The sequence below is a fragment of the Sphingobium sp. WTD-1 genome (genome assembly GCF_030128825.1).
Taxonomy (GTDB): Bacteria; Pseudomonadota; Alphaproteobacteria; order Sphingomonadales; family Sphingomonadaceae; genus Sphingobium.
This window is the reverse complement of the sequence record NZ_CP119127.1, coordinates 3886111-3912837: the sequence shown is the minus strand read 5'-3', so window position 1 is coordinate 3912837 and position 26727 is coordinate 3886111. Positions and strand designations below refer to the sequence as shown.

General features: G+C 66.0%; 30 protein-coding genes and 1 pseudogene. 25 read left to right on the top strand and 6 right to left on the bottom strand.

The window, feature by feature from the left end; translation table 11 throughout:
* Positions 1 to 86: 86 nt before the first annotated feature.
* The 4 genes from N6H05_RS19345 to tnpC all read left to right on the top strand — a co-directional run bounded on the left by N6H05_RS19345 (position 87) and on the right by tnpC (position 3590).
* The gene (locus N6H05_RS19345; RefSeq protein WP_284111227.1) at positions 87 to 944 is read left to right on the top strand and encodes a hypothetical protein; all 858 of its coding nucleotides are present in this window, start codon (positions 87 to 89) and stop codon (positions 942 to 944) included.
* Between the two features lie 136 nt (positions 945 to 1080).
* The gene (gene tnpA, locus N6H05_RS19340; protein ID WP_284110879.1) at positions 1081 to 1446 is read left to right on the top strand and encodes an IS66-like element accessory protein TnpA; all 366 of its coding nucleotides are present in this window, start codon (positions 1081 to 1083) and stop codon (positions 1444 to 1446) included.
* Entirely contained in the window at positions 1443 to 1790 is a 348-nt protein-coding gene (gene tnpB / locus N6H05_RS19335; protein ID WP_284110880.1) for an IS66 family insertion sequence element accessory protein TnpB, read from the top strand. The genes tnpA and tnpB overlap by 4 nt, the downstream gene beginning before the upstream one ends.
* A gap of 219 nt (positions 1791 to 2009) precedes the next feature.
* Positions 2010 to 3590 (top strand): IS66 family transposase, encoded by a 1581-nt coding sequence (gene tnpC, locus N6H05_RS19330; protein ID WP_284114259.1) that lies wholly within the window; start codon positions 2010 to 2012, stop codon positions 3588 to 3590.
* 64 nt (positions 3591 to 3654) lie between these two features.
* On the opposite strand, the gene N6H05_RS19325 is transcribed toward tnpC, so the two are convergent.
* Positions 3655 to 5364 carry a recombinase family protein gene (locus N6H05_RS19325; protein ID WP_284111226.1) on the bottom strand — a complete coding sequence of 570 codons (1710 nt, stop codon included), beginning with the start codon at positions 5362 to 5364 and terminating at the stop codon, positions 3655 to 3657.
* Positions 5365 to 5419: 55 nt separating this feature from the next.
* On the opposite strand from N6H05_RS19325, the pseudogene N6H05_RS19320 reads away from it, so the two are divergent.
* Positions 5420 to 5974 (top strand): annotated as a pseudogene (locus N6H05_RS19320) (phage portal protein); the annotation flags it as partial.
* Between the two features lie 141 nt (positions 5975 to 6115).
* Here the strand turns inward: N6H05_RS19320 and N6H05_RS19315 are convergent.
* Positions 6116 to 6283: a hypothetical protein gene (locus N6H05_RS19315; protein ID WP_007715198.1), complete on the bottom strand. Its 168-nt coding sequence runs from the start codon at positions 6281 to 6283 to the stop codon at positions 6116 to 6118.
* Between the two features lie 45 nt (positions 6284 to 6328).
* On the opposite strand from N6H05_RS19315, the gene N6H05_RS19310 reads away from it, so the two are divergent.
* Positions 6329 to 6649 carry a DUF6127 family protein gene (locus N6H05_RS19310; RefSeq protein WP_284111225.1) on the top strand — a complete coding sequence of 107 codons (321 nt, stop codon included), beginning with the start codon at positions 6329 to 6331 and terminating at the stop codon, positions 6647 to 6649.
* Positions 6646 to 7065, top strand: a complete 420-nt coding sequence (locus N6H05_RS19305) for an HK97 family phage prohead protease (RefSeq protein ID WP_284111224.1) — start codon at positions 6646 to 6648, stop codon at positions 7063 to 7065. The genes N6H05_RS19310 and N6H05_RS19305 overlap by 4 nt, the downstream gene beginning before the upstream one ends.
* Here N6H05_RS19305 and N6H05_RS19300 read toward each other — a convergent pair.
* Together N6H05_RS19300 and N6H05_RS19295 are read right to left on the bottom strand one after the other, a co-directional pair.
* Entirely contained in the window at positions 7062 to 7730 is a 669-nt protein-coding gene (locus tag N6H05_RS19300) for a phytanoyl-CoA dioxygenase family protein (RefSeq protein WP_284111223.1), read from the bottom strand. The two genes, N6H05_RS19305 and N6H05_RS19300, sit on opposite strands and share 4 nt — an antisense overlap.
* Positions 7731 to 7747: 17 nt before the next feature.
* On the bottom strand, positions 7748 to 8221 hold the full coding sequence (locus N6H05_RS19295; RefSeq protein ID WP_284111222.1) for a DUF805 domain-containing protein: 474 nt from the start codon (positions 8219 to 8221) through the stop codon (positions 7748 to 7750).
* A 196-nt stretch (positions 8222 to 8417) separates the two neighbouring features.
* On the opposite strand from N6H05_RS19295, the gene N6H05_RS19290 reads away from it, so the two are divergent.
* From N6H05_RS19290 to gp17, 7 genes are all read left to right on the top strand, one after another.
* On the top strand, positions 8418 to 9536 hold the full coding sequence (locus N6H05_RS19290) for a phage major capsid protein (RefSeq protein ID WP_284114276.1): 1119 nt from the start codon (positions 8418 to 8420) through the stop codon (positions 9534 to 9536).
* Positions 9537 to 9660: 124 nt separating this feature from the next.
* Positions 9661 to 11826, top strand: a complete 2166-nt coding sequence (locus N6H05_RS19285) for a tail fiber domain-containing protein (protein WP_284111220.1) — start codon at positions 9661 to 9663, stop codon at positions 11824 to 11826.
* Positions 11813 to 11986 (top strand): hypothetical protein, encoded by a 174-nt coding sequence (locus N6H05_RS19280; RefSeq protein ID WP_284111219.1) that lies wholly within the window; start codon positions 11813 to 11815, stop codon positions 11984 to 11986. Before N6H05_RS19285 ends, N6H05_RS19280 begins: the two co-directional genes overlap by 14 nt.
* Positions 11983 to 12261, top strand: coding sequence for a phage fiber-tail adaptor protein (locus N6H05_RS19275; RefSeq protein WP_188084430.1), 279 nt, complete (start codon positions 11983 to 11985; stop codon positions 12259 to 12261). Before N6H05_RS19280 ends, N6H05_RS19275 begins: the two co-directional genes overlap by 4 nt.
* A complete protein-coding gene (locus N6H05_RS19270; protein WP_284111218.1) occupies positions 12261 to 12794 on the top strand; it encodes a head-tail connector protein in 534 nt (177 codons plus the stop codon). The genes N6H05_RS19275 and N6H05_RS19270 overlap by 1 nt, the downstream gene beginning before the upstream one ends.
* Positions 12791 to 12997 (top strand): hypothetical protein, encoded by a 207-nt coding sequence (locus N6H05_RS19265; RefSeq protein ID WP_284111216.1) that lies wholly within the window; start codon positions 12791 to 12793, stop codon positions 12995 to 12997. Before N6H05_RS19270 ends, N6H05_RS19265 begins: the two co-directional genes overlap by 4 nt.
* Entirely contained in the window at positions 12994 to 13389 is a 396-nt protein-coding gene (gene gp17 / locus N6H05_RS19260; protein WP_284111215.1) for a tail completion protein gp17, read from the top strand. The genes N6H05_RS19265 and gp17 overlap by 4 nt, the downstream gene beginning before the upstream one ends.
* On the opposite strand, the gene N6H05_RS19255 is transcribed toward gp17, so the two are convergent.
* The gene (locus N6H05_RS19255; RefSeq protein WP_284111214.1) at positions 13390 to 13716 is read right to left on the bottom strand and encodes a hypothetical protein; all 327 of its coding nucleotides are present in this window, start codon (positions 13714 to 13716) and stop codon (positions 13390 to 13392) included.
* Positions 13717 to 13772: 56 nt separating this feature from the next.
* Here N6H05_RS19255 and N6H05_RS19250 point away from each other — a divergent pair, with 56 nt between their 5' ends.
* Genes N6H05_RS19250 through N6H05_RS19210 form a run of 9 tightly spaced genes read left to right on the top strand, consistent with a single transcriptional unit; the run spans position 13773 to position 21533 of the window.
* Positions 13773 to 14180, top strand: a complete 408-nt coding sequence (locus N6H05_RS19250; RefSeq protein WP_284111213.1) for a phage tail tube protein — start codon at positions 13773 to 13775, stop codon at positions 14178 to 14180.
* Positions 14177 to 14491, top strand: a complete 315-nt coding sequence (locus N6H05_RS19245; protein WP_284111212.1) for a GTA-gp10 family protein — start codon at positions 14177 to 14179, stop codon at positions 14489 to 14491. Before N6H05_RS19250 ends, N6H05_RS19245 begins: the two co-directional genes overlap by 4 nt.
* Complete coding sequence (locus tag N6H05_RS19240; protein WP_284111211.1) at positions 14488 to 14685, top strand: phage tail assembly chaperone; 198 nt, start codon at positions 14488 to 14490, stop codon at positions 14683 to 14685. Before N6H05_RS19245 ends, N6H05_RS19240 begins: the two co-directional genes overlap by 4 nt.
* 25 nt (positions 14686 to 14710) lie before the next feature.
* Positions 14711 to 15265: a tail tape measure protein gene (locus tag N6H05_RS19235; RefSeq protein WP_284111210.1), complete on the top strand. Its 555-nt coding sequence runs from the start codon at positions 14711 to 14713 to the stop codon at positions 15263 to 15265.
* Positions 15262 to 17604, top strand: a complete 2343-nt coding sequence (locus tag N6H05_RS19230; RefSeq protein WP_284111209.1) for a DUF2460 domain-containing protein — start codon at positions 15262 to 15264, stop codon at positions 17602 to 17604. Before N6H05_RS19235 ends, N6H05_RS19230 begins: the two co-directional genes overlap by 4 nt.
* Positions 17601 to 18413 carry a phage/gene transfer agent baseplate hub protein gene (locus N6H05_RS19225; RefSeq protein WP_284111208.1) on the top strand — a complete coding sequence of 271 codons (813 nt, stop codon included), beginning with the start codon at positions 17601 to 17603 and terminating at the stop codon, positions 18411 to 18413. Before N6H05_RS19230 ends, N6H05_RS19225 begins: the two co-directional genes overlap by 4 nt.
* Entirely contained in the window at positions 18410 to 18811 is a 402-nt protein-coding gene (locus tag N6H05_RS19220) for an NlpC/P60 family protein (protein WP_284111207.1), read from the top strand. Before N6H05_RS19225 ends, N6H05_RS19220 begins: the two co-directional genes overlap by 4 nt.
* Before the next feature lie 15 nt (positions 18812 to 18826).
* Positions 18827 to 21019: a phage tail protein gene (locus tag N6H05_RS19215; protein ID WP_284111205.1), complete on the top strand. Its 2193-nt coding sequence runs from the start codon at positions 18827 to 18829 to the stop codon at positions 21017 to 21019.
* 10 nt (positions 21020 to 21029) lie between these two features.
* Complete coding sequence (locus N6H05_RS19210; RefSeq protein ID WP_284111204.1) at positions 21030 to 21533, top strand: DUF2793 domain-containing protein; 504 nt, start codon at positions 21030 to 21032, stop codon at positions 21531 to 21533.
* Between the two features lie 231 nt (positions 21534 to 21764).
* On the opposite strand, the gene N6H05_RS19205 is transcribed toward N6H05_RS19210, so the two are convergent.
* Complete coding sequence (locus tag N6H05_RS19205) at positions 21765 to 23114, bottom strand: IS1380 family transposase (RefSeq protein WP_502958942.1); 1350 nt, start codon at positions 23112 to 23114, stop codon at positions 21765 to 21767.
* 252 nt (positions 23115 to 23366) lie between these two features.
* Between N6H05_RS19205 and N6H05_RS19200 the strand changes: the two genes are divergently transcribed.
* Together N6H05_RS19200 and N6H05_RS19195 are read left to right on the top strand one after the other, a co-directional pair.
* Complete coding sequence (locus N6H05_RS19200) at positions 23367 to 24392, top strand: OmpA family protein (RefSeq protein WP_284111203.1); 1026 nt, start codon at positions 23367 to 23369, stop codon at positions 24390 to 24392.
* 877 nt (positions 24393 to 25269) lie between these two features.
* Positions 25270 to 26628, top strand: a complete 1359-nt coding sequence (locus N6H05_RS19195) for a glycoside hydrolase family 27 protein (RefSeq protein ID WP_284111202.1) — start codon at positions 25270 to 25272, stop codon at positions 26626 to 26628.
* Positions 26629 to 26727: the final 99 nt, after the last annotated feature.

Here is a 26727-nt window from a genome sequence, read left to right as displayed (position 1 = left end):
CACCGTGCGGCGTCGTGAGGCATTGATACGGCAGGGTTGGCCTGATACGTGATTGACTTGATAGTTTCCAAGATAACGAGCCAACCTTGAGACAGCTAGATCGCCAAAAGCAGCTTGCGCGCATTGAAATGGTGAAATGGATGACGCTTTGGCAGCAGTTCCTTGTTTTCAGCCCCAGCTATGAACTTGCCCGCCGATTTCGCGCAGGCGATTTAGATGGCTCTGAGAGCCTGCCGTCAGATTTCGACGATGTGTTGGCGGTCTATGACGATCTTGGAGAGGCAAAATTCAGCCAGTTCAGCGATTGGTGGACGAGGAATCGCTACCGCAACTTCGGCTTTGCGGGTGACAAGTTGCCGTCCATCACGCGCTTGGGCGTCATCAGCGACAGGGATGCTACTGATCTAGGAAAGGCTGCGGCAGACTATATCAACGGCGACTGGTCTGAGCAGGGGCAGCCAGCGACCATTATCGCGGCGATCCCAGCAGGATTGGCGAAAGCGCAGATTATGCGACAGCTATCTGCGTTGCTGGACGAACTGCCTAAGGCTGGAAATTCCCGTCAGCACGACGCAAACGCGAAATACGCGCTCTTCGGCGCTAAGCTGCACCGTGACAGTGTAAAGAGATATAGAGACGTTCTAGGCGTTAGAGCGCGTCATCCCAAGGCGACCCTATGGCAAGTTGGCGCAATGGCGCGGCTCAGCCGCCAATATCGTGGCATCAGGTCGTCAAAGGATGGCACGTTTGAGGATCGCAAGAACCTAAAGGAATTAACGAGCCGCGCGCTCAACCGTGGACGGATGATCGCTGAGAATGCCGCGAGGGGGATATTCCCAAGCTACGCCAAATGCGAACATGCACTGCCAATGGACTACCTACACATTGAGCTGTTGCGGTTGGAGGCAATGGCAGCGAGACAGGCTAGACGCGAACCCGTTTGAACGCCTCGTCAATGACTGTTGCCCTATCGTCCGTTTGGTACGCATCCGCTAGGGGCCGCCTTGTTCTGATGTGACCGTCGTCGGATTTAGCGCGAGTGCAAGCGTGGTGGTTTGCACTGGATTTAGCGAGAGTGCGATGGATCGGATAACGGTGATTTCGGGGCCGGAGCGGCGCCGGGCGTGGACGGCCGAGCAGAAGGAAGCGCTGGTATTGGCGGCCTGTGCGCCCGGAGCGGTTGTAGCGGATATTGCGCGGGCGGCGGACATACATCCGAGCCTGATCCATCGCTGGCGGCGGGAGCTGACACAGAGGATAGGTCCGTCGAGCACCGGGGCGAGCTTTGTGCCGGTGGTGATGAAGGCTGATGCCTCCGCTGACGTGCCGAGCGAGAGGCAGGGCCTGCGCGTTGCAGCGGAGATCGAGACGCGGGGAGCGGTAATCCGGTTCGGCGATGAGGCGGGGCCCGAACTTGTCCGTGCGATCCTGGGGAGCTTGCGATGATCCCCGTTTCTGCGGATGTAAAGATTTGGATAGCGGCCGGTCATACCGACATGCGTCGCGGCATGGCTACTTTAGCCCGCCAGGTGGAACAGCATCTGGGGCGACGCTTCCATGATGGGGATTTATTTGTCTTTCGCGGACGTCGCGGCGATCTGGTGAAGATTCTGTGGAGCGATGCGCTGGGCGTATCGTTGTATTCAAAGCGTCTCGCACGTGGACATTTTATCTGGCCCTCGGCCAAGGACGGAGCGATCGCGCTTACCCCCTCGGCGCTGGCCTGTCTGCTCGAGGGGATAGATTGGCGCAATCCGCAGAGAAGTTGGCGACCCAGTCAGGTTGGTTGACGGCGCAGGCATGCGGCGCCTGCTCAAAAACCGGGGCGTCGGGTGAGATAAAAACCGCTCAAAATCCTAGAAAACCTTAGGTTTTGTGAGCTTTTCTCGCTATAGACGGGCATGCCCTCGAGCGACGACAGTCCTGAATTTTTGAAGCTGCGCGCCAATCTCGATGCAGCGCATCAACTGGTCCAGGAAGCTCAAGCCAAGGCACTCGAAGCTCAGACCATGGCGCTCGAAGCGGAGGCAAAAGCCGCCCGCGTTGAGGCGATCAACGCCGACCTTCTTGCCCGCAATGCGCATCTTGAACTGATTAACGCGCTCATGCGCCGCGACAAATATGGCGCGAAATCGGAACGCGCGAGCCGGCTTATTGACCAGTTCGAGCTGGGCTTCGAAGAGCTCGAGGCCGATGCCAGCGAAGCCGAGAGCATCGCCGCGCAAGCCGCGGCCAAAACTACCACCGTTGCTCTCTTCACCCGTCAGCGGGGACCCCGCCGCGACTTCCCGGCTCATGTGGAGCGCGAGAAGCGAGTGATCCCCGCACCCGAGCAATGCCCCTGCTGCGGCTCGGATGCGCTAAGCCATTTGCCGCCCGACATCACCAAAACCCTGGAGAAGGTGCCCGCACGCCACAAGGTTATCGAAACGGTGCGCGAGAAAGTCTCCTGCCGGCATTGTGAAAAGATCCGCCAGGCCCCGGCGCCCTTCCACGTGACGCCCCGGGGCATGTTCGGCCCGCACTTCCTGGCCGATCTCGTCTTCCAGAAATATGGACTGCATCAGCCGCTTAACAGCCAGCGCGACCGCCTGGAGGTGGAGGGCATCCCCCTGAGCATCTCGACGCTTGCCGATCAGGTCGGCGCCGTCTGCGCCGCCCTCAAACCGATCTCCCTGCTGAACGATGCCCATGTGCTGGCCGCCGAGCGCCTCCACGCCGACGACACCACTGTTCCTCTCCTCGCCAAATACAAGACCGAGGTCGCTCGCATCTGGGACTATGTGCGCGATGACACCCCCTTTGGTGGGGCGGCGCCGCCGGCGCTGATGTGCCGTTACTCCCGAAATCGAAAGGGCGAACATCCCCGCGCGCATCTGGCTGGCTATACCGGAATCCTCCAGGTCGACCGCTATGCCGGCTTCAACGAGATGTTCAAGGAAGGGTGGGCCGATAAGGCCATGACCCGCGCAAACTGCTGGCAACACGGTAGGCGAAAGCTGTTCGTACTGGTCGATGTGGCCAGTCAGCTGAAGGGCAAGAAGAAGGGGAAAGTGCCGCTCATCTCCCCACTCGCGCGGGAGGGACTGGAGATGATCGACCAGATCTTTGCCGTCGAGCGGGATGTCAACGGCAAGACTCCCGAGGAACGCCTGGCCGTTCGCAAGGAAAAGGTCGCCCCGTTAGTCGATCAGCTCAAGGCCTGGTTTGATACCCACCGAAAGACCCTTTCCCGGAAAGATCCCGTGGCCGAGGCCATCGCCTACTTCCTCAATGACTGGGAAAGCTTCACCACCTTCCTGGAAGATGGTCGCATCTGTCTCACGAACAATGCCGCGGAGCGGCCGTTGCGCAGCGTAGCTCGCGGAAGGAAGAGCTGGGGGTTCGTGGGATCGGACCGGGGTGGAGAACGCGCCGCAATGCTGTTCAGCCTGATCGGCACCTGTCGGCTCAACGACGTCGATCCGCTCGCATGGCTCACCGATGTCCTCGCTCGCATCGCCGATATCCCCCAGAACCGGCTGCACGAACTCTTGCCCTGGCACTGGAAAACCCTCCAGAACAGCAAGCCGGCCGAAATGGCCGCCTGACAAACCGTCTCGTCGCTAGCCACAGTGCAAACCACGGTGCTTGCACTGCCGCTAACTCGCGCGACTACTCCCCCATCGCAAGGCGGCCGCTATCGGATGCGTACTCCGTTTGTAGGGCTTCGGTCATTTCATCAACGATCCTATCACCGCTGAGCGTGAAGCCAATCGCTTCGCCGTCCGCATCGTAGGTGGCTGAGAAACCATCATCGACTTTGACCGTGAACGTCCTGTCATCGTTGATGTTGACCGTGTTGAGCAGGCGGTTGAGCAGCGCAGTCATTTTTGCGCGGGCCTCAAACCGCTCGCCCTCGTCCTCATTGTCCAATTCGTTGCGAAGCTGGTCGACCAATTCAACGTCTTTGGTTTTGGCTGGCTTTGCCGCCTCAATGTCCCGCTGCAATTTCACAGCCGCCAACTGATCCGTCAGCGATTCAATTTCAGCTTCCAAATCCGCAGCCTTCTTGATGAACGCCTTTAAGGTCGGGTTTTCCGCCAGCGCCTCAACGATGTTGTCCAACTGAGTCTGTTTCACCGCTATGTCGCGCTGAATGTCCGCCATCTTCGTGTCGAACGCCCCAATGACTTTTTTCTCGTCCTTGTGCTTGGCAATGAGCGGCAACACCTTGTCCAGCACGATACGCTCGATCACCTCATATGGGATATGGGACGGGTTGGTGCAGACTTCATGTTTATAGCGAGCCGAATTGCATTTCAGATATGCGTGGGTTTTCCGCTCGCGGGTGAAAGTGCCGCTCTGCGTGGTGAGTTTATAAGTCCGCGTCCGCTTGAGATAGACGGCTGCGCCGCCACAGACGCCGCACTTTGAAAGCCCCAGGAACAGATTGACGGTGCGCCGCCGCTCAGCACCGCCAATGACGCGGCGTTTCTCACGGATGGCTTGAGCCTTATAAAATATCTCTGGGCTGATGACGGTTGGATAATAATCCCGCGACAGGGTGACGCCCTTGAGCGTGACATATTCGCCCATCACAGCAGGGGTCATCAGCAGCTTGTGGATATAGCGGATGGTCCAGACATTCCGCTCCTTGAACCGCTTGGAAACTGACCAGCTATCTTCCCCCAATTCGTTCAGCTTATTGAGGATCGTGAGGCTTCCAAGCCCGTCGCAATACCAGCTATAAATCTGGCGAAGGATGCCTGCGCGATGCTCGTTCAGGACATATGTGCCATCTTTAATTTCCAGCCATTGTGGGCATTGGCTGGAGAATGCAGCCTTTTCCCCATTGGCTATGCGTTCGTGGATATTCGTCCAATTGGCTTTGGACCGCTCTGACTTTTTAAAACTCTCTTCTTTGCCCAGCGCACCTTTGATGATGACGGAGAGCAGGTCCATCAGGTCGCCATCGTCGCCAGCCTTATAGATATGGCCGTCATGGTAGGTGGCAACGTCAACGCCAGCTTCGTTGAGGGACCAAATAAGCTGAGCGGCAGCTTTCGCACCTTGGCGCGATAAGCGGTCCACGTTCTCGCAGACCAGCACAGCGCCGTCACGGAATACGCCGTTCCGTGCTTTCAGCTCGAATTCGTAAAGTGCTGCGCCCTCCTCGCGATTCGCGCCCTTGAACGCGCTTTTACCGTCATCGCGAAGCTGCTCTACGACATTCCAGCCACGATCTTTGGCAAAGGATGCACCATAGCCAAGCTGGCGCTCTATGCTGATTCCTTCGCGCTGAGCGAGCGAACTGAACCGCGCATACAAATAGGCGGGCTTGGATTTTTGGGCGTTAGGGAAATCGTGATCGTGCTGGGCCATAGTGGTGCGTTCCTAACCAGTTAGCGTTAGAAATGTGTGTATAACCGTCACCGCATTGGCGACGGTGTGGAACAAGGCGCTGCTCGACAATGCGGCGCGGCCTTCGGGCGCGATGGTCTATGCGCCGGGCGACGGATCGGTGCTGAGCCCGGAGCAGTTTGAGCGGGTGCGGCGCGAGATGGAGGCGGCGTTCAGCGGCGCGGCCAATGCCGGGCGGCCGATGCTGCTGGAGGGCGGGCTTGACTGGCGGGCGATGAGCCTGTCGCCGGCCGAGATGGACTTTGTCGGATTGAAGGCCGCGGCGGCGCGGGAGATCGCGCTGGCCTTTGGCGTGCCGCCGATGCTGATGGGGCTGCCGGGCGACAATAGCTACGCCAATTATCGCGAGGCGAACAAGGCGCTGTGGCGGCAGACAATCTTGCCGCTGGCGGGCAAGATCGGCGCGGGGCTGGCGCAGGGACTGCAGGGCTGGTGGCCGGGGCTGAGCCTGGCGCCGGATCTGGACGCGGTGCCGGCGCTGTCGGACGAGCGCGCGGCGCTGTGGGAGCGGGTGGCGGGGGCGGACTTCCTCTCTGCGGAAGAGAAGAAGGCGATGCTGGGCATCGCCTAGCGCTGGCAATGGCCCTGTGCGGCCCAGCGGCCGCCGCTGTCTAGGCAGCGATCTTGGGCGAGCCAGTCGCTTTGCCAGAGGCAGAGGGCGGCGGCGATCAGGACTAGCAGCCCGCCGAGCAGCGCCCGCTTCACACCCGCTTCACAGTGGCCGGGCGAGGCTGTCGAGACGGCAAAAGCCGTTGTCCATGTTCCAGCTGCCGCCCTGCAACAGGCAGTCGCCGGCGCGGAACAGGCCGAAATGCCAGGCGATGAGGCCGAGCGCGAGGATGACGAGGGCGATCAGCAATTTGCGAGGGGTGCGCTTCATGTGCGCCCAGATAGGGGCGCGCGGCGCCCAAGGGAAGGTGGGGCCATGAAAGAGGAGATGCTGGCGCGGCTGGTGGCGCAGGCCGAGGGCGCCGGGCTGCCGGGGCGGGGGGACATGGTGATGATCCGGGCGCTGATCGAGGAGGCGAGCGAATTGGGCGCCGGGCGGGCGCTGGCGCGGCTGGGGCTGGAGGACCGGCGGGCCGAGGCCGACATGCGGGAATTGCGCGAGCTGCTGCGCGCCTGGCGCGACGCGAAGAAGGCGGCGCGCGGGGCGGCGATCGGCTGGGCGGTGCGGATCATGATGGCGCTGGTGCTGCTGGGGATGGCGGTGAAGATGGGCCTCATCGGGCTGGTTAAGGGATGAACGGGCGGGGGGATGCGGGCGCGTTGCGCTTTGCCGGCTATGCCGCGATCTTCGACCGGGTGGACCGGGGCGGCGATGTGGTGCGGCCGGGCGCGTTCGGTGCGGTGACGGCGGCGCATGTGCCGCTGCTGTGGCAGCATCGGCCCGGCGCGCCGATCGGCCGGATCGAGATGGCGCGCGAGGACAGGCGCGGGCTGCGGGTGATTGGCCTTGTGTCGCGGGCGAGCGCGGCCGGGCGCGAGGCGGCGGCGATGCTGGCGGCCGGCGCGGTCGATGGGCTGAGTTTTGGTTACCGGGTGAAGGCGGCGCGGGGCAGGGGGCCGCGCGAATTGCTGGCGCTGGAACTGGTGGAGGTGAGTTTGGTAACGCACCCGATGCAGCCGCTGGCGCGGGTGGTGGCGGTGGAGGGGGACTAGACCCCCAGCCATTCTAGGCCGTCGGGTAGCGGGTCGGCGCTATAGTCGAGTTGCAGCACGCGGCGGTGGCGCGGGTTGGTGGCGGCGTCGGAGGCGTGGAGGATCGGCGTGGCGTAGAGCCAGATGTCGCCGCGCGCCGCGAGGCAGGGCTGGATGCCGCAGCTTGCGACGAGGGCGGCGACATCGGCTTCGGCGACGCGGCCATGATGGTGGGAGCCGGGTGCGATCAGCAGCGGGGCATTGTCGGCATCGACCGGATCGAGATGGAGGCGCAGCGTCACCATCGCGTCGAGCAGCGACTGGGGCGGGGCGACATGCTGGATGCCGGACTTCATCGTCCAGGGGCCAAAGCCGGGCGCGTCGATGCGCCGGCGCACGGCGATGGTGCGATCCTGATGCCAGCCCAGCGCCCAGTTGGTGGCGGCGCTCTTGTCGAACAGAATGGCGCGGACCGGGCGGCTGGCTGCGCCCTGATGCGCGGCGGCCTGGCGGCCGATCGCGCCGGTCGGGCCGAGCAACGGACCAAGCGCGGGCAGGCTGGCGAGGCGCAGGCCCGGCTGGTCGGGCGGCAGATCAGCGAGGGCGGCTTCGATCGTGGCGAGATCGGCAGGGGACAGCGCTGCGGGAAGATGCTGGGCGCCGTGGGTGGCGAGGGTGAGGGGCATGGTCTTCTCGTCGCAGTTCAGGCCGGACGGGGGTCTTTACCGAAACGATTGGGGCCTTGCGTGCCGGGCCAGAAGGTGAAGACCAGCATGGCAATGATGGCCAGACTTCGAATGATGGTCAAAGGCAGCGGCAGTGACAGGATTTGGCCGTCGTCCGCCCATCTATGGTAATTATCCGTCATGTTGAACGCAATGATCACCGGGAGGGGCAATGCCCACCATCCTGATCGATCTTGATCGTGCAGGCGGCGTGCAAAGAGAGCGAACAGGGGGATTGCGGTCACGATCTGCATCAGGCTTAACAGAAGAACCCTTTGCTGTAGCGACATTATGGTCATGCTTCCAAAGCCGATGACGATTCCGAGCAGGGCAACGGCGATCTGATAATAAAGCAATTCCGATCTGCGGGCGCGGCCGTTGAAATCCAACGTGCGTTGGATGCTGTGCAATATCAGGCTGAACTCGGCCCTTGAGCCGGCTGGATAACTCATTTGATCGTCCCCCGTTTGATGGATGGGCGGAAGGCGTGGAAAAGGCAACAGGGGGAAGCACTCCCCTCTCCAATTGCGCCTAGGCGGCTTTGCCGCCAAGGCTCCGTATCCTCTTCCCGATGGGGCGAGGATTTTCTTTTTGTGGGCGGTCCCAATCGGGGCCGCCCTTTTTCGTTTTGGCAAGCGGGAGATGGTTATGACGGAAGTGGTGACGGACGGGCTGGAGGGCGCTTTCGAGACGGTGGCGCAGGGCGAGCGGATCGCGGCGCTGGAGGCGCAGCTGGGGGCGATGCGGGTGCAGATGGGGCGGCCGGCGCTCGATGGGGTGAAGGGCGGCGAGGTCGATCCGGCGCGCGGCGCCTTTGTCGAGCGCTATCTGCGGCAGGGGCTGGAAGCGGGCGTCGAGCTGAAGAGCTTTTCCGGGGCCAGCGGAGCGGCGGGCGGCTATGCGGTGCCGCGCGAGATCGACCAGCTGATCGGGTCTACGCTGAAGGCGATTTCGCCGATCCGCGGCATCGCCAATGTCGTGCGGACCGGGACGGCGGGCTATCGCAAGCTGGTGACGGCCGGCGGGATCGTGTCGGGCTGGGCGAGCGAGACCGGGGCGCGGGCCGAGACGGGCACGCCGAGCTTCAATGAGATCGCGCCGCCATCGGGCGAGCTTTACGCCAATCCGGCGGCGAGCCAGGCGATGCTGGACGACGCGCAGTTCGATGTCGAGGGCTGGCTGGCGGGCGAGATTGCCCGCGAGTTCGCGGTGGCCGAGGGGGCGGCCTTCGTCAACGGCAATGGGACGAACAAGCCCAAGGGCTTCCTGACCTATACCACCACCAGCGAGGTGGACAGCGTGCGCGCGTTCGGGTCGCTGCAATATGTTGCGTCGGGGGCGGCGGGGGCCTTTGCGGGCAGCAACCCGCAGGACAGGCTGATCGACCTGGTCCAGAGCCTGCGCGCGCCCTATCGCCAGGGGGCGAGCTTCGTGATGAACTCGGCGACGCTGGCGGCGATCCGCAAGATGAAGACCAGCGATGGCGCCTTCATCTGGCAGCCGGGGCTGGCGGCCGGGCAGCCGGCGACCCTGCTGGGCTATCCGGTGGTCGAGGCGGAGGACATGCCTGATATCGCCGCGAACAGCCTGTCGATCGCCTTCGGCAATTTCCAGGCCGGCTATGTCATCGCCGAACGCAGCGACACCAGCATCCTGCGCGATCCGTTCAGCAACAAGCCGTTCGTCCATTTCTACGCGGTCAAGCGGATCGGCGGCGCGGTGGCGAACAGCGAGGCGATCAAGCTGATGAAGTTCGCCGCTTCGTAAACGAGCCGGCGGCAAGCTGGTGAAGTTTGCTGCTTCGTAACGGTGTCGGGGGTGGGGGACAGCCCCCACCCCAACCCCTCCCCTGAAGGGGAGGGGCTTTTTTGGCTTTGTGGGGGAGCGGGGCGTGGTGATCAGTGAGGGGGCGATCAGCGAATGGGTGATGGCGGACCTGGTGCGCGAGGTCTGTTTCGATGTCGGCGACGGGCCATTGCTGCTGGGCGGGGCGCTGGCGGGCTACCGGGCCTTTGCCGATGCGCTGGGGACGGGCGCGCGCTTTCCCTATATGATCGTCGGGGTCGATGATCCGGCGGCGTGGGAGGCGGGCAGCGGGGGGCTGGACGCGGACGGGCGGCTGGTGCGCGAGCCGATGGCGTCGTCGGCCGGGGGCGGGGCGGTCAGTTTCGCGCCGGGCGAGAAGCGGGGCGGGCTGGTGCTGCACAGCGGCTGGATCGCGGCGGTCGAGGGCCATGGCCATGGGCTAGCGGCAATCGATGGCCTTGGCGAGGCGCTGGCCGGCAAGCAGGAGGCGAGCGCGGGGCTGGACGCGCTGGCGGACATCGCGACGACGGCCTTTGGCCGCAGCCTGCTGGCGCAAGGCGATGCGGCGGCCCTGAGAGGGCATATCGGGGCCGGATCCGTGCGGGCGGTGGACGTGTCGGGCGGCACGACCGGATTGGCCTTCGGTGGCGGGCCGGTGATCGATAGCGGGGCGCTGACCCTGGGCGGGACGCTGGCGATCGGCCATGGCGGCACCGGCGCGACCAGTGTCGCTGGCGCACGGGCTGCGCTGGGGCTGGGCGACAGTGCCGTGCGTGCCGTCGGGACCGGTGCGGCGACGGTCGCCGCCGGAGACGATATGCGCATTGTCGGCGCATTGCAGAAGGCGGGCGATGTGATGGGCGGGCCGCTGATCCTGAGCGGGATGCCGGGCGCCGATCTCCATGCCGCGACCAAGGCCTATGTCGATGCGCAGATGCAGGCGATCGATGCCAAGAATAGCGCGAAGCTGGCCACGACCGCCACGATCAGCCTGGCCGGGTTGCAGTCGGTTGACGGCATCATGACGGCGAGTGGCGACCGTATCCTGGTGAAGGATCAGGCCAACCCGGCGGAAAACGGCGTATATGTCGCGAGCGATGGCGTCTGGGTGCGGGCCATCGATATGGACAGTTGGGCCAAGGTCGCCAATGCCAGCATCTGGGTGGAAGCAGGCAGCGCCAATGCCGACCGGGCATGGGTCTGTACCGCGAACGCCGACGGCACGCTGGAAAGCAGCGCGGTTGGCTGGAGCCAATATGCCGGACCGGGGGCCTATCAGGCGGTCAATGCCAATCTGACGGCGCTGGCAAGCGTGGCCAGCGCCGCCAACCGGCTGGCCTATTTTACCGGCGCCGGGACGGCGGGCGTCGTATCCTTCACCAGCTTTGCCCGATCGCTGGTCGATGATGCCGACGCGGCGGCGGCAAGAACCACCTTGGGATTGGGCGCGATGGCGACGCAGTCGGCGACGGCGGTGGCGATCAGTGGCGGGAGCGCCGTGCTGAGCGACCTGGAGGTGAGCCGGACGGCGGCCAGCCAGGCGCTGCGGATCGGTGCGGATGCGGGCTATATCAATGCTGTGCAGTTGCAGACCGGCACCAGTGCGCGCTGGTCGCTCAGCCGCAACGGCAGCGCGGAGAGCGGCAGCAATGCCGGATCGGATTTCGAGATCCGTCGCTTCAACGATAGCGGCGTCTATCTGTCGAGCCCGTTGCGGATCGGCCGGGCCGATGGCGTGACCGTGATCGAGGCCGGGCTGCGGCCGGCGGTGGACAATGGCGTGGCGCTGGGCGCGGCCGGCTATCGCTGGTCGGTCATCTATGCCGCGAGCGGGACGATCAATACGTCGGATGCGCAGGCCAAATGCGATGTCGGCGCGGTGCCCGAGGCGCTGCTGGACGCCTGGGGCGACGTGCAATGGCGCCAGTTCCGCTTCGTCGATGCGGTGGTGGCCAAGGGCGAGGATGCGCGCTGGCATGTCGGGCTGGTGGCACAGGCGGTGCGCGATGCGATCGACGCGCGGCTGGGCGAGGGGGCGGCGGTGCGGCTGGGGCTGCTGTGCCATGACGCCTGGCCGGCGGAGGCGGAGGAGCGGGATGGGGAGGATGTGCTGATCCGACCCGCGCGGGAAGCGGGTGAGCGCTGGGGGCTGCGCTACGAGGAGTGCCTGGCGCTGGAGGCGGCGTGGCAGCGGCGGCGGATCGACCGGATCGAGGCGCTGGTGTCGGGAGGCGGCAATGCTGGCGGGTGAGGCATTGGGCGCGGCGGTGCTGGGCGATGTGCGCGACGCGACGGTCCCGCGCTGGAGCGGGGCATGGGCGGCGGGGATGCGGCCGGGACAAAGCGCGCGGGTGCGGGCGCCGGCCCGGACCGAGCGGCCGGAGGCGAACAGGGGGAGCGACAGGGCATGAGGCTGAACATCAAGGATCCGCAGGCGCGGATCGACCATGGCATCGACTGGTCCGCCTATCTGGCCGGGCAGAGCCTGACCGGGAGCGTGTGGACGGTGGTGCCGCTTGAACCGGGCGGCATGGCGATCGACCAGCATGGCTTCGAGCCGCAGCGCAGCAGCGTCCGAGTGAGCGGCGGGATTGCCGGCCATGTCTATCGGCTGACCAACCGCGTCACCCTGTCCGACGGGCAGGTGGATGAGCGGTCTATCGGCTTTCGGGTGGAGGAGCGCTGATGCTGGCGGAAGCGGACAATGGGGCGGGGCTGGCGGCGTCGATGGCGGAGCTGAAAGCCTATCTGCGGATCGAGAGCGATAGCGAGGATGCGGTGCTGGCGGGGCTGCTACGGAGCGCGGGCGCGCTGTGCGAGCAATTTGTCGGTCAGTGGCTGATCCGGCGGGGCGCGCGCGATACGGTGCCGGCGGATGGACGCTGGCACCGGCTGGCGGCGCGGCCGGTGGTGGCAATCGGTGCGGTCGCGGCGGTGGACGATGCGGGGGCGGTCACGCCGTTGCCGGTCGAGGCCTATGCGATCGACATCGATGCGTCGGGCGATGGCTGGGTACGGGCGGTGCGGCCGGGGAACCGGCTGGCGGTGGACTATCAGGCCGGGATGGCGATGGACCTGAACGGCGTGGCCGAACCGCTGCGCCAGGGGATCATGCGGCTGGCGGCCGAGCATTTCGTCGCGCGCGGTGACGAGGGCGCGGCGCCGCCGGCGGTGGTGAGTGCGCTGTGGCGGCCCTGGCGCAGTATGCGCCTCTCGTGACGCGAGATGTCATGCGGGTGACGCTGACGCGGCGGATGGAGGAACGGGCGGCGCGACGGCGGGCGGCGATTGTCGATGCGCTGGACGCGCAGGGCGTGGCGGCGGCGATCGAGGGCGAGGCGGTACGGGCGTCGGCGCCGGGGCTGAAGGCGCGCTGGATGGCGGACCTCAGCCTGCGCGAGGCGGGAAGGAGCAGGACATGAGCGCGGAGGTGGCGATACGCAGCGCGGTGATCGCGGCGCTGAAGGCCGATGCCGGTTTGATGGATCGGCTGAACGGCCTGTTCGACGGCGCGCCGGCGCGGGCAAGCGCGCCCTATGGCGTGGTGGGCGAGTGTTTGGGCAGCTACTGGGGCGCCAAGGATGTCGAGGGGCGCGAGCTGCGCCTGTCGATCAGCCTGCATGACATGGCGGAGACGGCCGGGCGGCTGGGCGAGTTGCTGGCGCGGATCGACCCGGTCATCAGCCTGGCGCAGGCGAGCGGCTGGCGGATCGTCACCGCCAGCCTGTTGCGGTCGCGGATTGCCCGTGCGGGCGAGCGCGGCTGGCTGGCGGTGGTCGACTATCGCATCCGGGTGGTGCGCGAGGGCGCCTGATCAGCCGCCGGGCTTATTATAGTCCTCATATTCGCCGATGATCTTGTCGACATATTCGGACACCTGATCGTCGGCATCGGCCTGCGCATCCTTGTCCGACATGCCGTCGGCCTTGTCCTGCGCGAGGATCGCGGCGCGGAAGGCCGCTTCCTTGTCGGCGCAGGTCTTTTTGAGCTGACCCTGAAATTCGCCGAGCGGCACCTTCTTGTCGAGCGAGGGCTGGACCTGGGCCGAGAGGCAGCCGGCAAAAGCCTTGCGGGCGGCGCCGATGGCGTCGGCCGACGGCGCGGCCGCGAGCATCATCAGAAGGGGGGCAACCACGAGCATCAGACCTCTCCTTTAATCCGCGTTTTAGAACGCTTTGTCTGACGGGAGAATGCGCCATGGGCGTCGAAAAAGGAAGTGCGTTTCTGTTGAAGGTGGGAAATGGCAACGTCCCGGCAATATATGAGACGGTGGCCGGGATGCGCACCACCCAGCTGTCGGTGAACGGTGAGGCGGTCAACATCACCAGCAAGGATTCGGGTGGCTGGCGCGAGCTGCTGTCGGGCGCGGGGGTGCGGTCGGTCAGCGTGTCGGCGGCCGGCATCTTCACCGGATCGGCAGCCGAAATCCGGGTGCGCAACCATGCGCTGGCGGGCACGATCGAAGATTATGAGCTGAGTTTCGAGAGTGGCGAGCGGATGCGCGGCCGCTTCCTGGTGACGCGGCTCGACTATGCCGGCGACTATAATGGCGAGCGCAACTATGCGCTGAGCCTGGAAAGCAGCGGCGCGGTGGTGAGCGAATGAGCGGCGGGGCGGTGAACCCCGTGCGGGGGGAGGCGGCGCTGGACCTGGGCGGCGAGACGCTGGCGCTGCGGCCGAGCTTTGCCGCTTTGGTGGCGGCGGAGGAAGAGCTGGGGCCGCTGTTTGCGCTGGTCGAGCGGGCGGCGGATGGGAAGCTGACGCTGGCCGAACTGGTCGGGCTGTTCTGGTATTGCCTGGTCGAGCGCGAGGGGCTGAGCCGGGAGGCGCTGGGCGAGGCGCTGCTGGCGGCGGGCCTCGCGCGGGCGACGCCGGTGCTGAAGGCGATATTGCAACAGATATTGGCGGGACGATGACGCGCTTTGCGGAAGGGGCGGGGCAGCTGGCGGGGATCACCGGCTGGCTGCTGGGGTGGCGGCCGGACGAGTTCTGGCGCGCCACCCCGGCGGAACTGCGCGCCGTGCTGGCGGCGATGCGCGGCGAGGAAGCGCCGGTCGACGGGGTGGATGCGGGCGCGCTGGCGCGGCTGATGCAGGCGATGCCGGACTGACCAAGATCAGAAAATGGGGAGCGCCATGGACGAGGACATCGAGACATTGGTGGTGCGGGTGCGGGCCGATACGCAGGGGCTGGCCCGCGATGTCGAGGCGATGCGGGCAGGGCTGGAAGGGCCGCTGGGCGATGGCGCCGACCGGGCCGGGCGGCGGATCGAGCAGGGGCTGTTGCGGGCGGTGCGCACCGGCAAGTTCGGCTTCGAGGATCTGCGGCGGATCGCCCTGTCGGTGCTGGACGAGATTGCGGCAAGTTCGCTGCGGTCGGCCGTGGGCGGCGGCGGTGGCAGCGGGGGCGGGCTGGTGCAACTGGGCGCGTCGCTGCTGACCAGCGCGCTGGGCCTGCCGGGGCGGGCGACCGGCGGGCCGGTGGCGCCGGGACGCGCCTATATGGTGGGCGAGCGCGGGCCGGAACTCTTCGTGCCGACGGCGAGCGGGCAGGTGGTGCCGGGCAGTGGCGGCGGGCGCGACGTGCGGGTGAACATCGCGGTGCAGGGGCGCGGGAACGAGAGCGAGGCGCGGCTGCTGGCGCGGAGCGCGCGGCAGGTGGCGCGGGCGGTGCGGGGGGCGCTGCAATGAGCGGGATCGATTATTGGTTGGCCGACGGAGGCTCGGCACATGGGCGGGGGCAGGAAAGCCGCTTCATCAAGCGGTTCGATCCGATGTGGTGGACGGTGAATTTTCCCCGGCCGATGATGGCGAGCGTGGTGACGACCGGGGCAGACGCCATGCGCGCCGATGCCGTGTTCTACGGCTCTGGCGATCTGGCGGGGCTGATCTGGGACGCGGAAGACCAGTGGAGCCATCCCCTGCTGGCCTATGAGACGGCGCGGGATTTCCGGCAGTGCGTGCTGCGCTTTCGCTGGCGCAGCGGCGGGCTGCGACGGCTGGACGAGACGCATGGGCCGACGCTGACGATCGAGGGGCGCGATGCGGATGGTGCTCCGCGCGCCTGGTATGTGCGGCTGTGGAATTATGCCAGCGGCGGGCCGGAAGATGCCGAGATCGTGCTGGATTTTGCCGCGCTGGAGGGCGGGTTCCGCTTGCCCGACGATAGCGATCCGGTCTGGGCCGGCGATGTCGACCGGATGTTCATTTCGCTGGTGCCGCCCGCTTATGATGCGGGCGATACCGGCTTTGCCGTGCCGGTCGAGGGCTGGGCGGAACTGAGCGACATCGCCTGCGACGGGGCGGGATCGGTGCTGACGGTGGGGGACGTCATGCTGCCGGAACATGGGCTCAGCATGGCGACCGGCTATGACGATAGTTTCAACCAGACGCCCGAGCGGCTGGTCGCGGCGATCCATGCGCTGGGCTATCGCGGGGCGATCAACCATTATGTCGGGATGAGCCATTATTTCCGGCTCGAACGGCTGGGCGCGGGCCTCTATGTCAGCCTGGCTGGCGGGGTGCTGAACGCGCCCTGTGCCGCCTGGCATGCGGACTTTGCGCGGCGGGCCAAGGCGATGGGGCTGGGGATCATCTGGTCGCTATCCTATGAATTGTTCGACGCCCATTGCTGGAATGACTGGAAGCAGCGGGCGGAAAATGGCGACCCGGCGCTGACCGGCTGGTCGCCGCCATCGACCCTGTTGTCGCCGGCCCATGGCGGGGCGATGGGCTATTTGCAGGCGGTAGCGGGCGCCTTTGTTTCCATTGCCTTGGACGCAGGGATTCCGATCCTGTTTCAGGTCGGCGAACCCTGGTGGTGGGTGATGCCGGCGGATGGGCGGATCTGCATCTATGATGATGCGGCGCGGGCGGCGCTGGGCGAGAGCCCGGTGTCGATCGCCGATGTGCGCGGTGCGCTCGGCGCGGCGCAATGCGACCTGCTGGATGAGGCGGGGGCGCTGCTGGCGGCGTCGACGGCGGCGCTGTGCGCGGCGGTCAAAGCGCTGGCGCCGGATGCGGTGACGCATCTTTTGGCCTATCTGCCGACCGTGCTGGACCCGCTCGCGCCCGAGGCCAAGCGGGCGAACATGCCGGTCGGCTGGGCCGCGCCGGCATTCGATGTGCTGCAACTGGAAGATTATGACTGGGTGACGGAGCGGCGGCCGCGACTGACCGCGCGGGGCGTCGAGATGGCGAGCGCGCGGCTGGGCTATCCGGTCACCGAGCAGCATTATTTTTCCGGTTTCGTGCTGTTGCCTGAGCAGGCCGACCAGTGGCGCGCGATCGCGGCGGCGGCGCAGGCCTCGGTCAGGCGCGGCACGGCGGCGACCTATATCTGGGCGCTGCCCCAGGTCGCGCGTGACGGCTTTACCTGTTTCAGACTGGATGGGGAGGATGCGATGCAGGCCTTTGACGATGTGCGCTTTCCGATCGCGATCGGGCGGGAGGCGAGCGTGGCGCCGGCCTTCTCGACGCAGGTGGCGGAAAGCCCGTCGGGCCATGAGCGGCGCAGCAGCGACTGGGCCGACGCGCGCCTGTCCTTCGACGCCGGGCCGGGGGTGCGGTCCGACGCGGACATTGCCGACCTGATCGCCTTCTTCCGGGCCAGGCGCGGGGCGGCACGCGGCTTTCGCTTCACTGATCCCTATGACGACCGGAGCGGGCCGCCGGGCATGGCGCCGGGGCCGCTGGACCAGCGGCTGGGTAGCGGTGACGGGGTGACGACCGATTTTGTGCTGACACGCCATTATGGCGGCGGCGCGGATGCGCAGGCGCGGCGCATCACCCGGCCGGTGGCGGGCACGATCCGGGTGGCGATCGACGGGGTGGAGCAGGCTGATGGCTGGCAGCATGTCGGGCTGGGGGTGATCGCGTTCGATGCGGCGCCGGGCGATGGTGCGCTGATCACCGCCGGCTATCGCTTCGACGTGCCGGTGCGCTTTGCCGAGGATCGGCTGGAGATTAATCGGGCGACCTTCGCTGCCGGGGAAGCAGTGTCGGTGCCGCTGGTGGAGATACGCGAATGAGCGGGGGACTGGAGGAGGCGCTTTGCACGCTGGCCTTTTGCTGGCGGCTGGAACGGCGCGACGGGGTGGCGATCGGCCTGACGAGCCATGACCGCGACCTGGAGATTGACGGGCTGCGCTATCGCGCGGCGCCGGGCATGACGCCATCGGCGATCCGCAGCAGCATCGGGCTGGAAGGCAGCGACAGCGATGTCGCCGGCGCGCTGGTGGCCGATGCGATCAACGAGGCGGACCTGATGGCCGGGCGCTGGGATGGGGCGGCGCTGGAATTGCGGCTGACCCAGTGGGAGGCGCCGGGGGCGCTGTGGCGGCTGCTGGCGCGCGGGACGATCGGCGCGGTGGCGCGCAAGGGCGGCACGTTCAGCGCCGAACTGGTGGGCGCGGCGGCGGCGATGCTGGCCGATCCGGTGGCGCCATCGACATCGCCCGACTGCCGCGCCTCGCTGGGCGACCGGCAATGCCGGGTCGCGATGGCCGGGCGGCGGCAGATCGTGGCGGTGACGGGCGTGGCGGACATGGTTGTGGATGCGGCCGGGCGGGAGGCGGGCATCTATGCCTATGGCATGATCCGCTGGCTGACCGGCGCCAATGCCGGGATCGTCCAGGCGGTGGTCGACAATGATGTAGGCGCGCTGCGCCTGACCGATCCGCCGCCTTTCGTGGTGGAAGCAGGGACGCTGGCGCTGCTGACGCAGGGGTGCGACCGGCAATTGGCCAGCTGCGCGGCGCGCTTTGGTAATGCGGTCAATTTCCGGGGCGAGCCCTATCTGCCGGGTACCGACCTGTTGACCCGTTATCCCGGCGGATGAGCGGGCCAAGAAGCGGAGCAGCGATCGCGGCGGCGGCGCGCGCGCTGGTGGGCGTGCCGTTCCGGCTGCAGGGGCGCGATCCGGTGCTGGGGCTGGACTGTGTCGGGCTGGTCGGCGCGGCGATGCGGGCGGCGGGATACGCACCCATGATGCCGGGCGACTATGGGCTGCGCTTTGGCGATGACCGGCGGGCGGACGAGTGGGCGCGGGCGGCGGGGTTGCGGCCGGTGAAGGCCGGGGCGGCGGGCGACATGATGCTGGTGCGGCCGGGCGCGCTGCACCGCCATCTGCTGATCCTGGTGCCGGGCGGCTTCGTCCATGCCCATGCCGGGTTGCGGCGGGTGGTGGAGACGCCGGGCGCGCCGCCCTGGCCGATACTGCGCATCTGGCGGGCGTGAAGGGGAGGGAAAGCTATGGCGACGATGGTGCTGACCGCGGTGGGGACGGCGCTGGGCGGGCCGATCGGCGGCGCGATCGGCGGGCTGATTGGCAATGTGCTGGACCGGGAAGTGCTGTTCAAGGCCAAGGGGCGGGAAGGCGCGCGGCTGAGCGATCTGCAATTGCAGACGTCGAGCTATGGCACGCAGATGCCCCGGCTGTTCGGCAGGATGCGGGTGGCGGGCACGGTGATCTGGGCGACCGACCTGCGCGAGGTCCGCACGAAAAGCGGCGGTGGCAAAGGGCAGGGGAGCAGCACGAGCTACAGCTATTCGGCAAGTTTTGCGGTGGCACTGTCGGCGCGGGGCGTGCGATCGATCGGGCGGATCTGGGCCGACGGCAATCTGCTGCGCGGGGCGACGGGCGATTTCAAGACGCAGGTGGGGGCGTTCCGCCTGTATGATGGGAGCGAGGATCAGGCGCCCGACCCGCTGATCGCGTCGGCGCAGGGGCCGGGCATGACGCCGGCGCATCGCGGCATCGCTTATGTCCTGTTCGAGGATCTGTTGTTGTCCGATTATGGCAATCGCATTCCGTCGCTGACCTTCGAGGTGGAGGCGGATGCGGGCGCGGTGACGATCGATGCGATCGTCGGCGCGCTGAGCGAGGGGCAGATGGGGTGCGCGGCGGAGAGTGAGGTCGAGGGCTTCGCCGCGAGCGGGGCGGACCTGTCCGAAGCGATTGCGCCGCTGGTCGAGGCCTATGGGCTGGGGCTGTGCGGCGACGGGGCGCAACTGGTGGGGGACGCCGGGCTGGCGGTGGCGCTGCTGGACCCGGCGACGCGGTGCAGCCGGATCAATGGCCGGGCGATCGATCCGGTCGAGCGATCCGGCGCGGGCGTGGACAGCGTCGCGCTGGCGCTGTCGCTGCGGCATCATGATCCGGCGCGCGACTATCAGGCCGGGGTGCAACGGGTGACGCGGCCGGGGCCGGGGCGGATCGAGCGCGGGATCGAACTGCCCGCGGTGCTGAGTGGCGGGGCGGCGCGGTCGCTGGCCCGACAGCGGCTGGACGGCATCTGGGCCGGGCGCGACCGGATGATGGTGCGCGGCGACTGGCGGGCGCTGGAACTGGAGCCGGGGATGATCGTGACGCTGGCCGATGCGCCGGGCCTGTGGCGGATCGAGGAACGGGAATGGGAAGCGATGGCGGTGCGGCTGGCATTGCGGCGGCTGGCGGGAGCGGCCAGCCGTGCGCTGGGCAGCGTGTCGTCGGGCCAAATCGTGCGGCAGCTGGATGCGCCGCACGGGCCGACCCGGCTGATGCTGGCGGACCTGCCGCGCCTGACCGACGGGGTGGCGAACGGGCCGCAACTGGCGGCGGCGGCGAGCGGCGGGCCGGGCTGGCGCAGCGCGGCGCTCTATGCGCTGGATGCGGGCGGGACCGCCGAGCCGATCGGGCGGACGGCGCCGCGCGCGGTGATGGGGCAGATCGACGCCGCTTTGCCGCCGGGCAGCACGCTGCTGCTCGACATGGTGAACAGCCTGTCGGTGACATTGCTGGCCGCAGATATGGAACTGGCGAGCGCGGACGGCGCGGCCTTGGCGCAGGGGCGCAATCTGTGCCTGGTGGGGCAGGAACTGATCCAGTTCAGTCGGGCAGTGCGGACCGGGCCGGCCAGTTATCGGCTGGAGGCGCTGCGGCGCGGGCTGCGCGGCACCGAATGGGCGATGGTGGGGCAGGGGGCCGGCACGCCCTTCCTGCTGATCGAGGCGGACCGGCTGGTCGATCCGCTGGCGGTAGCGGGCATGGAGGGGGATATCGGCGCGGCGATGCACCTGCTGGCGATCGGCATCGGTGACGTGGAACCGGCGACGACGGAAATCATGATCAGCGGCGTGGCGCTGGTGCCGCCGGCGCCCGTGCATCTCCGCGCGGCTCCGGATGGGGCTGGCGGATGGCGGATCGGCTGGACCCGGCGCAGCCGGGCGGGATGGCGATGGACCAGTGGCAGCGACGTGCCGCTGGCCGAGGAAAGCGAGCGCTATCAACTGCGGGTGCTGGATGGCGAGCGGCTGGTGCGGCGCGCCGATGTGGTGGCGCCGGGCTGGACCTATGACGCAGCGATGATCGCGGTGGACGGGGTGAGCGGGCCGCTGACCATTGACGTGCGGCAGGTCGGCACGCGGGCGCTGGGGCGGCCGGGGATGATCGAGATGCTGCTGTAGGGAGGCGAGGATGACGAACGAGACGAGTGATCGCTGGGCACTACCGCTGTTGCATGCCGGGCAGGCGCAGAAGGAAATGATGCATAATGAAGCGCTGGCGCGGATCGACATGCTGCTACACGGGATCGCGGAAAGCGCCGACCTTTCGGTGCCGCCGATCACGCCGGTTGCCGGGCAATGCTGGATCGTGGCAGCCGGGGCGAGTGGTGGCTGGGCCGGGCAGGAGGGGCATGTGGCGTTCTGGACGGATGGCGGCTGGCGCTTTGTTGCGCCGCGTGGCGGATTGCGCCTGGCGGTGGCCGATCGCGGTCATACCATAGTGCATGACGGTACGGCATGGCGGGATAGTGCGGTGCGCGGTGACGGATTTTTTGTCGATGGGCAGCAAATTGTCGGCGCACGCCGGTCTGCAATCGCGGCACCGGCCGGCGGCACGACCGTCGATGTCGAGAGTCGTGGCGCAATTGCCGCGATATTGGCGGCTTTGCAGGGCCATGGCCTGATCTCCATGTAATTCTGGAGTATTGGCGTTCTTTTCATGGAGGGCGGGAGGTATTAGCTTGGAGGATACCCTAGCCCGGCTTATTCATGAGCCCGCTGCACTGGGGTATTTCGGGTTTGGTGGGTCGGTTGCCGCGTGATCTGGGCGAGCGCCAGCGCCGGCGTTTTTCACCGCAGCAGGAGCAAAGGGCTTTTCGAGGTTGATGGACGAGGGCTCGGGCTTTCGGCGGCACTGCCGCACTGGCTATGTCGGTGCTGGCCGGAGACTGGTGGCGATTGCTTTGAACACGTCGGCCTCCGGGCAGGCTGACGCGAAGGCGAGACGGATACGCGAGGAGGTTTCGATGACGCGGGCAGCCACCTTGAGCAGCCGCAAGCGTAGCGTTGCGAACTCGGCCGTGGCCAGCGCGGTGGTCTTGGGGATCGCCTGCTGGACGCGCCACAACAGCCAGTAGGCGGCGGTGTGTAGGATGAGGCGCATTTGATTGGCATTGGCTGAGCGGCACGAGGTGCGATCGCTGGCGAGTTGAGCCTTGTGGCGCTTGATCAGGTTTTCGGCTTGGCCGCGCGCGCAGTAAAGCGTGTCGTAGATATGCTCGGCCGAGCCTTCGGTCAGCGAGGTGACGACGTAGCGGATATCCATGCCCAGCGTGCTGGCCTCGATCCGGGCGACGACGCGGCGCTGGCAGTTCCAGCTCTTTGCGCCGTAGTGCGTCTCGGCATAGTTGCGCAGGACCGGATACTGGGCCGTGGCCCGCTTGACCGCGCAGGCGTCTGCGATGGCAACGATGACCGGATCAGCACGTAGCGCGGCATTGGTCGGCAAGCCGAACACGTAATCGACGCGGTGGGCCTCGCAGAAGGCCATGACTTCGGGGCGGCCATAATGCCCGTCGCCGCGGAAGGTGATGTGCGTTTCTGGCCAGTACCGGCGGATATGACGCACCAGGCGCCGGATGTGGCCGGCAGCTTCGGCGCCTGACGGCGTCTTACCGGTGCGCAGCAGCATCGCGACCGGACGACCGGTCGCGGTGTCGTACACATGGATCGGCAGGAAGCAGCGCTCACCGTGATGCCCGTTCCAGAAGGACAACTGCTGATAGCCGTGCACGACATCGCAGGTGTCATCGATGTCCAGCGTCACCGCCACTGGTGGAGCCGGATAGCTGGCGCAGTAGACGCCGATCATCTCGGCCATCATCCTGGCCAGCTCACGCGTGGTCGGAGCATTCTCCCAGCGGCTCATCGTCGGTTGGCTGGCAAGCCCCGCGCCCGATCCCGGCAACTTGCCCAGCGCCAGGCGGAAGCCCGGATCGTCGCGCAGGGCGTCGAGATCATCGGCATCTTCATAGCCGCACGCGATCGCGAACACCCGGGCACGTAGGATGTCATCGAGGCGATGGATCACCCGCGTCGGGTCACGCGGATCGGCAATGCAACCCGCAAGCCGCCGGCAGAGCCCCATCGCGCGCTCGGCCTGCGCAAGCAGCAGAACGCCGCCGTCCGAGGTCAGTCGGCCACCGTCAAACGCGGCTGTGATCTTCTTCCCGCCGACCGCTGGGAATCGGAATGAAGTTGCGATATCGTCTTTCATGGCGGGTGTGGCCTGTGGCATTTTCTGCCCTGCAGCAGGGCCGGCGTAGACACCCAGTTCCTAATTCAGATCAGAGGCTTATGCCACTCCCGCCAACCCTTCAGGCCCCCGTCGGTGAATAAGACGGGCTAGGGGATGTCCCTACTGCGTTATTTTTGCAACGGTTTCACGAATTGTGGACTTGCCATGAAACCTTCTTGCCGATACATGGTTTCAGCAGTCCTTCGTGACACTTTTGAAAGGGGAATCCAAATGCGGAAGCTTGCCCTCGCGGCTGCGCTTGCGACCAGTGCCCTGGCCACCCCGGCCTTGGCGCGCGACAATAGCTGGTATGTTGGCGTAGACGCCGGCGTGCTGCTGGTCGAAGATCAGGACCTGACCTTCTCTTCCATCCCGCCGGGTGGTTCGACCGTTCCTTCGATCGACTACCACAAGGGTTATGACTTCGACGCCAATATCGGCTACGACTTCGGTGGCTTCCGCCTCGAAGCCGAAGCCGCCTACAAGCGTGCGAAGATCGACTTCGACAAGACCGGTGGTGGCTTCGGTGGCGCCGCTTCGGCACTCTCGTTCATGCTGAACGGCCTGCTCGACTTCGGTCCCGATGATGGCCTGCAGGGCTTCGTCGGCGGCGGCGTCGGCGTGTCGCGTGGCAAGCTCGCCAGCGACATCGTGAACGACAGCGATACCGGTTTCGCCTGGCAGGCGATCGCCGGCGTGCGTTATCCGGTCACCAACAATGTCGATATCTCGCTGAAGTATCGCTACTTCAACCAGGACGACATCAAGCTGATCCCGGCTTACCAGAGCATCTACGGTCAGGCTGGTTCGGAAGCCGATACCAAGCTGCGTACCCACAGCCTGCTGCTGGGCATCACCTACAACTTCGGTGAACCGGCTGCTCCGCCGCCCCCGCCGGCGCCGGAATGCTCGCCTGGGCCGTACATTGTCTTCTTCGAATGGGACAAGTCGGACATCACGCCTGACGCCGCCACCATTCTGGACAACGCGGTTTCGGCCTACAGCGCTTGCGGCAACGCCCAGGTCATGCTGGCCGGTCACGCTGACCGTTCGGGTGCAGCCTCGTACAACGTTGGTCTGTCGCAGCGTCGCGCTGACGCCGCCAAGGCTTATCTCGCCTCGAAGGGTATCCCTGACGGCGTGATGACCACTCAGGCCTTCGGTGAATCGAAGCCGCGCGTCGACACCGCGGACGGCGTTCGCGAGGTCCAGAACCGTCGCGTGGAAATCACCTACGGTCCGGGTTCGGGTCAGTAAGAAATTTCCGTCCCTCGGGATGGAACATGAAGAGGGGCCGGTCGCAAGACCGGCCCCTTTTTCGTGCTGTCCGACGATGAGGCGGTTTGCGGCAATGTGCTGCAGGGACGGTCGTCATCAAAGAGAGAATCTGCCAGTTGAGATCGGCACAAAGCGACCATTTGCGGACATTTGCCTTTTGGATTGAACTGTCACCATGAGAACTGTCGCCACTATGTTTATCGCTCTTGTGATGGCCGCTTGCTCAAGCCCCTCGGATCGGCCCGAGGTCGCCGCAATTCGGTATGCTGAAGACCATTTTGGTCCAAAATCTTTCGATCCAGATGGAAAAGGATACAATATCAACGTAATCGAATGTGGAAACTTGTGGTGCGTCAGCTTGCATCCTGCGTTTGATCCGAAAAGTTTTTCGCCCCGTTACGCTGGTGGTGGGATCGAGATGAAACTACGCAAAAGTGATTCAAAGGTAGTTTCGGTTTGGCGAACGCAATGATCGTCTAATTCCAAGACGTATTTCGCACCTACTTTCTACCCTCGATCGCCGTTCGCCGGGGCAGAAGGCCGCCGGGCAAGAAGCGACCAATTCCAGACATGTCCCCCCTCCCGCCAGCGGGAGGGGAATGGCGGAAAACCACCCAACTCCGGCATCCCAGCGAAGGCTGGGATCTCACTGTCTTCCGGGTTCTGAGAAGAACAGAGAGATGCCAGCCTTCGCTGGGATGACGAAATAGGGAATTGTCCGCTAGCCGCCCATCTTGATCTTTTGATGGGTGGCGCACTCGTCCAGGCGGCTTGGGGCCGGATGTCTCGACAGGCTCGAAACGAACGGCTGTTGCTATTTTTGTCGCCTTCCTATTAACTCCGACAAATGATGAGGATGACATGGAAGGCCAGCCGCCGCGATATGCTCGCAGGTGGTGTGGCGGGGCTTGCGGCTGCTGGCGCAGTGCGGGCGGGTGCAGCTCCGGCGGAAGCGGGAAAAGCGGTGCTGGCGCCGCGTCCGCCGATGGGATGGAATAGCTGGAACAGCTTTGCCACCACCATCACCGAGGCGCAGGCGCGCGAGACCGCCGGGATCATGGCGGAAAAGCTGCTGCCCTTTGGCTATGACATCTTCACCGTCGACATTCAGTGGTATGAGCCCGAGGCGTCGAGCTATACCTATAATGCCAAGCCCAGGCCGGCGATGGACGGTTATGGCCGGATGATCCCGGCGCCCAATCGCTTCCCCTCCAGCGCTGGCGGCAAGGGCTTCACCCAGCTTGCCAAGGACGTGCATGCGCTGGGCATGAAATTCGGCATCCATGTGATGCGCGGCATTCCGCGTGCGGCGGTGGACCAGAATCTGCCGATCTTGGGGACGAAATATCGTGCGGCGGACATTGCCGACAGGAAGAGCATCTGTAGCTGGAATCCGGACATGTATGGCGTCGACATGACGCGGCCGGGCGCGCAGGCCTATTATGACAGCATCTTCCGCCTCTATGCCGACTGGGGCGTCGATTTCGTCAAGATGGACGATATGAGCCGGCCCTATGACGCCCATGCGGCGGAGATCGAGGCGGCGCACAAGGCCATCGTGACCACCGGGCGCCCGATCATTCTGAGCCTCTCGCCCGGCGAGACGCCGGTGATGCGCGGCGATCATGTCCGCAAATATGCGCAGATGTGGCGCATTTCCGACGATTTCTGGGATGACTGGGCGATGCTGGAGGCGCAATTCACCCGGCTGGAAAACTGGACGCCCTATCGTGGGCCGGGATCATGGCCGGATGCGGACATGCTGCCGCTGGGGCGGCTGGCGCTGGGCGAGCGGGATACGCGCTTCACCCCGGACGAGCAGCGGACGTTGATGACCCTGTGGGCGATCGCGCGGTCGCCGCTGATCATGGGCGGCGATCTGCGTCATCTGGATACGGCGACGCTGGCGCTGCTGACCAACAAGGAGGTGATCGCCGTCAATCAGGCGAGCCATGACAACCAGCCCCATTATATCGAGGATGGCGGGCGCATCTGGTCAGCGAAGGCGGAAGGGAGCGCGGACCGTTATGTCGCCTTGTTCAACGTCAGCGACAAGCCGCGCGAGGTCTGGATCAGGTTGCGTGATCTGGGGCTGAACGGTGCGGTGGCGGTGCGCGACCTGTGGGCCGGGCAGGCGCTGGGGCAGCAGGCGGACCGGATATCGGTGACGCTGCCGCCGCATGGGGCGGGACTGTATCGGTTGAGCGCTACATAAATATCTCCCCTCCCTTTCAAGGGAGGGGATCAAGGGGTGGGTGCCTCCGAAGGAGGCTCGCTACGCTCGCCACCCACCCCCGGCCCCTCCCTTGAAAGG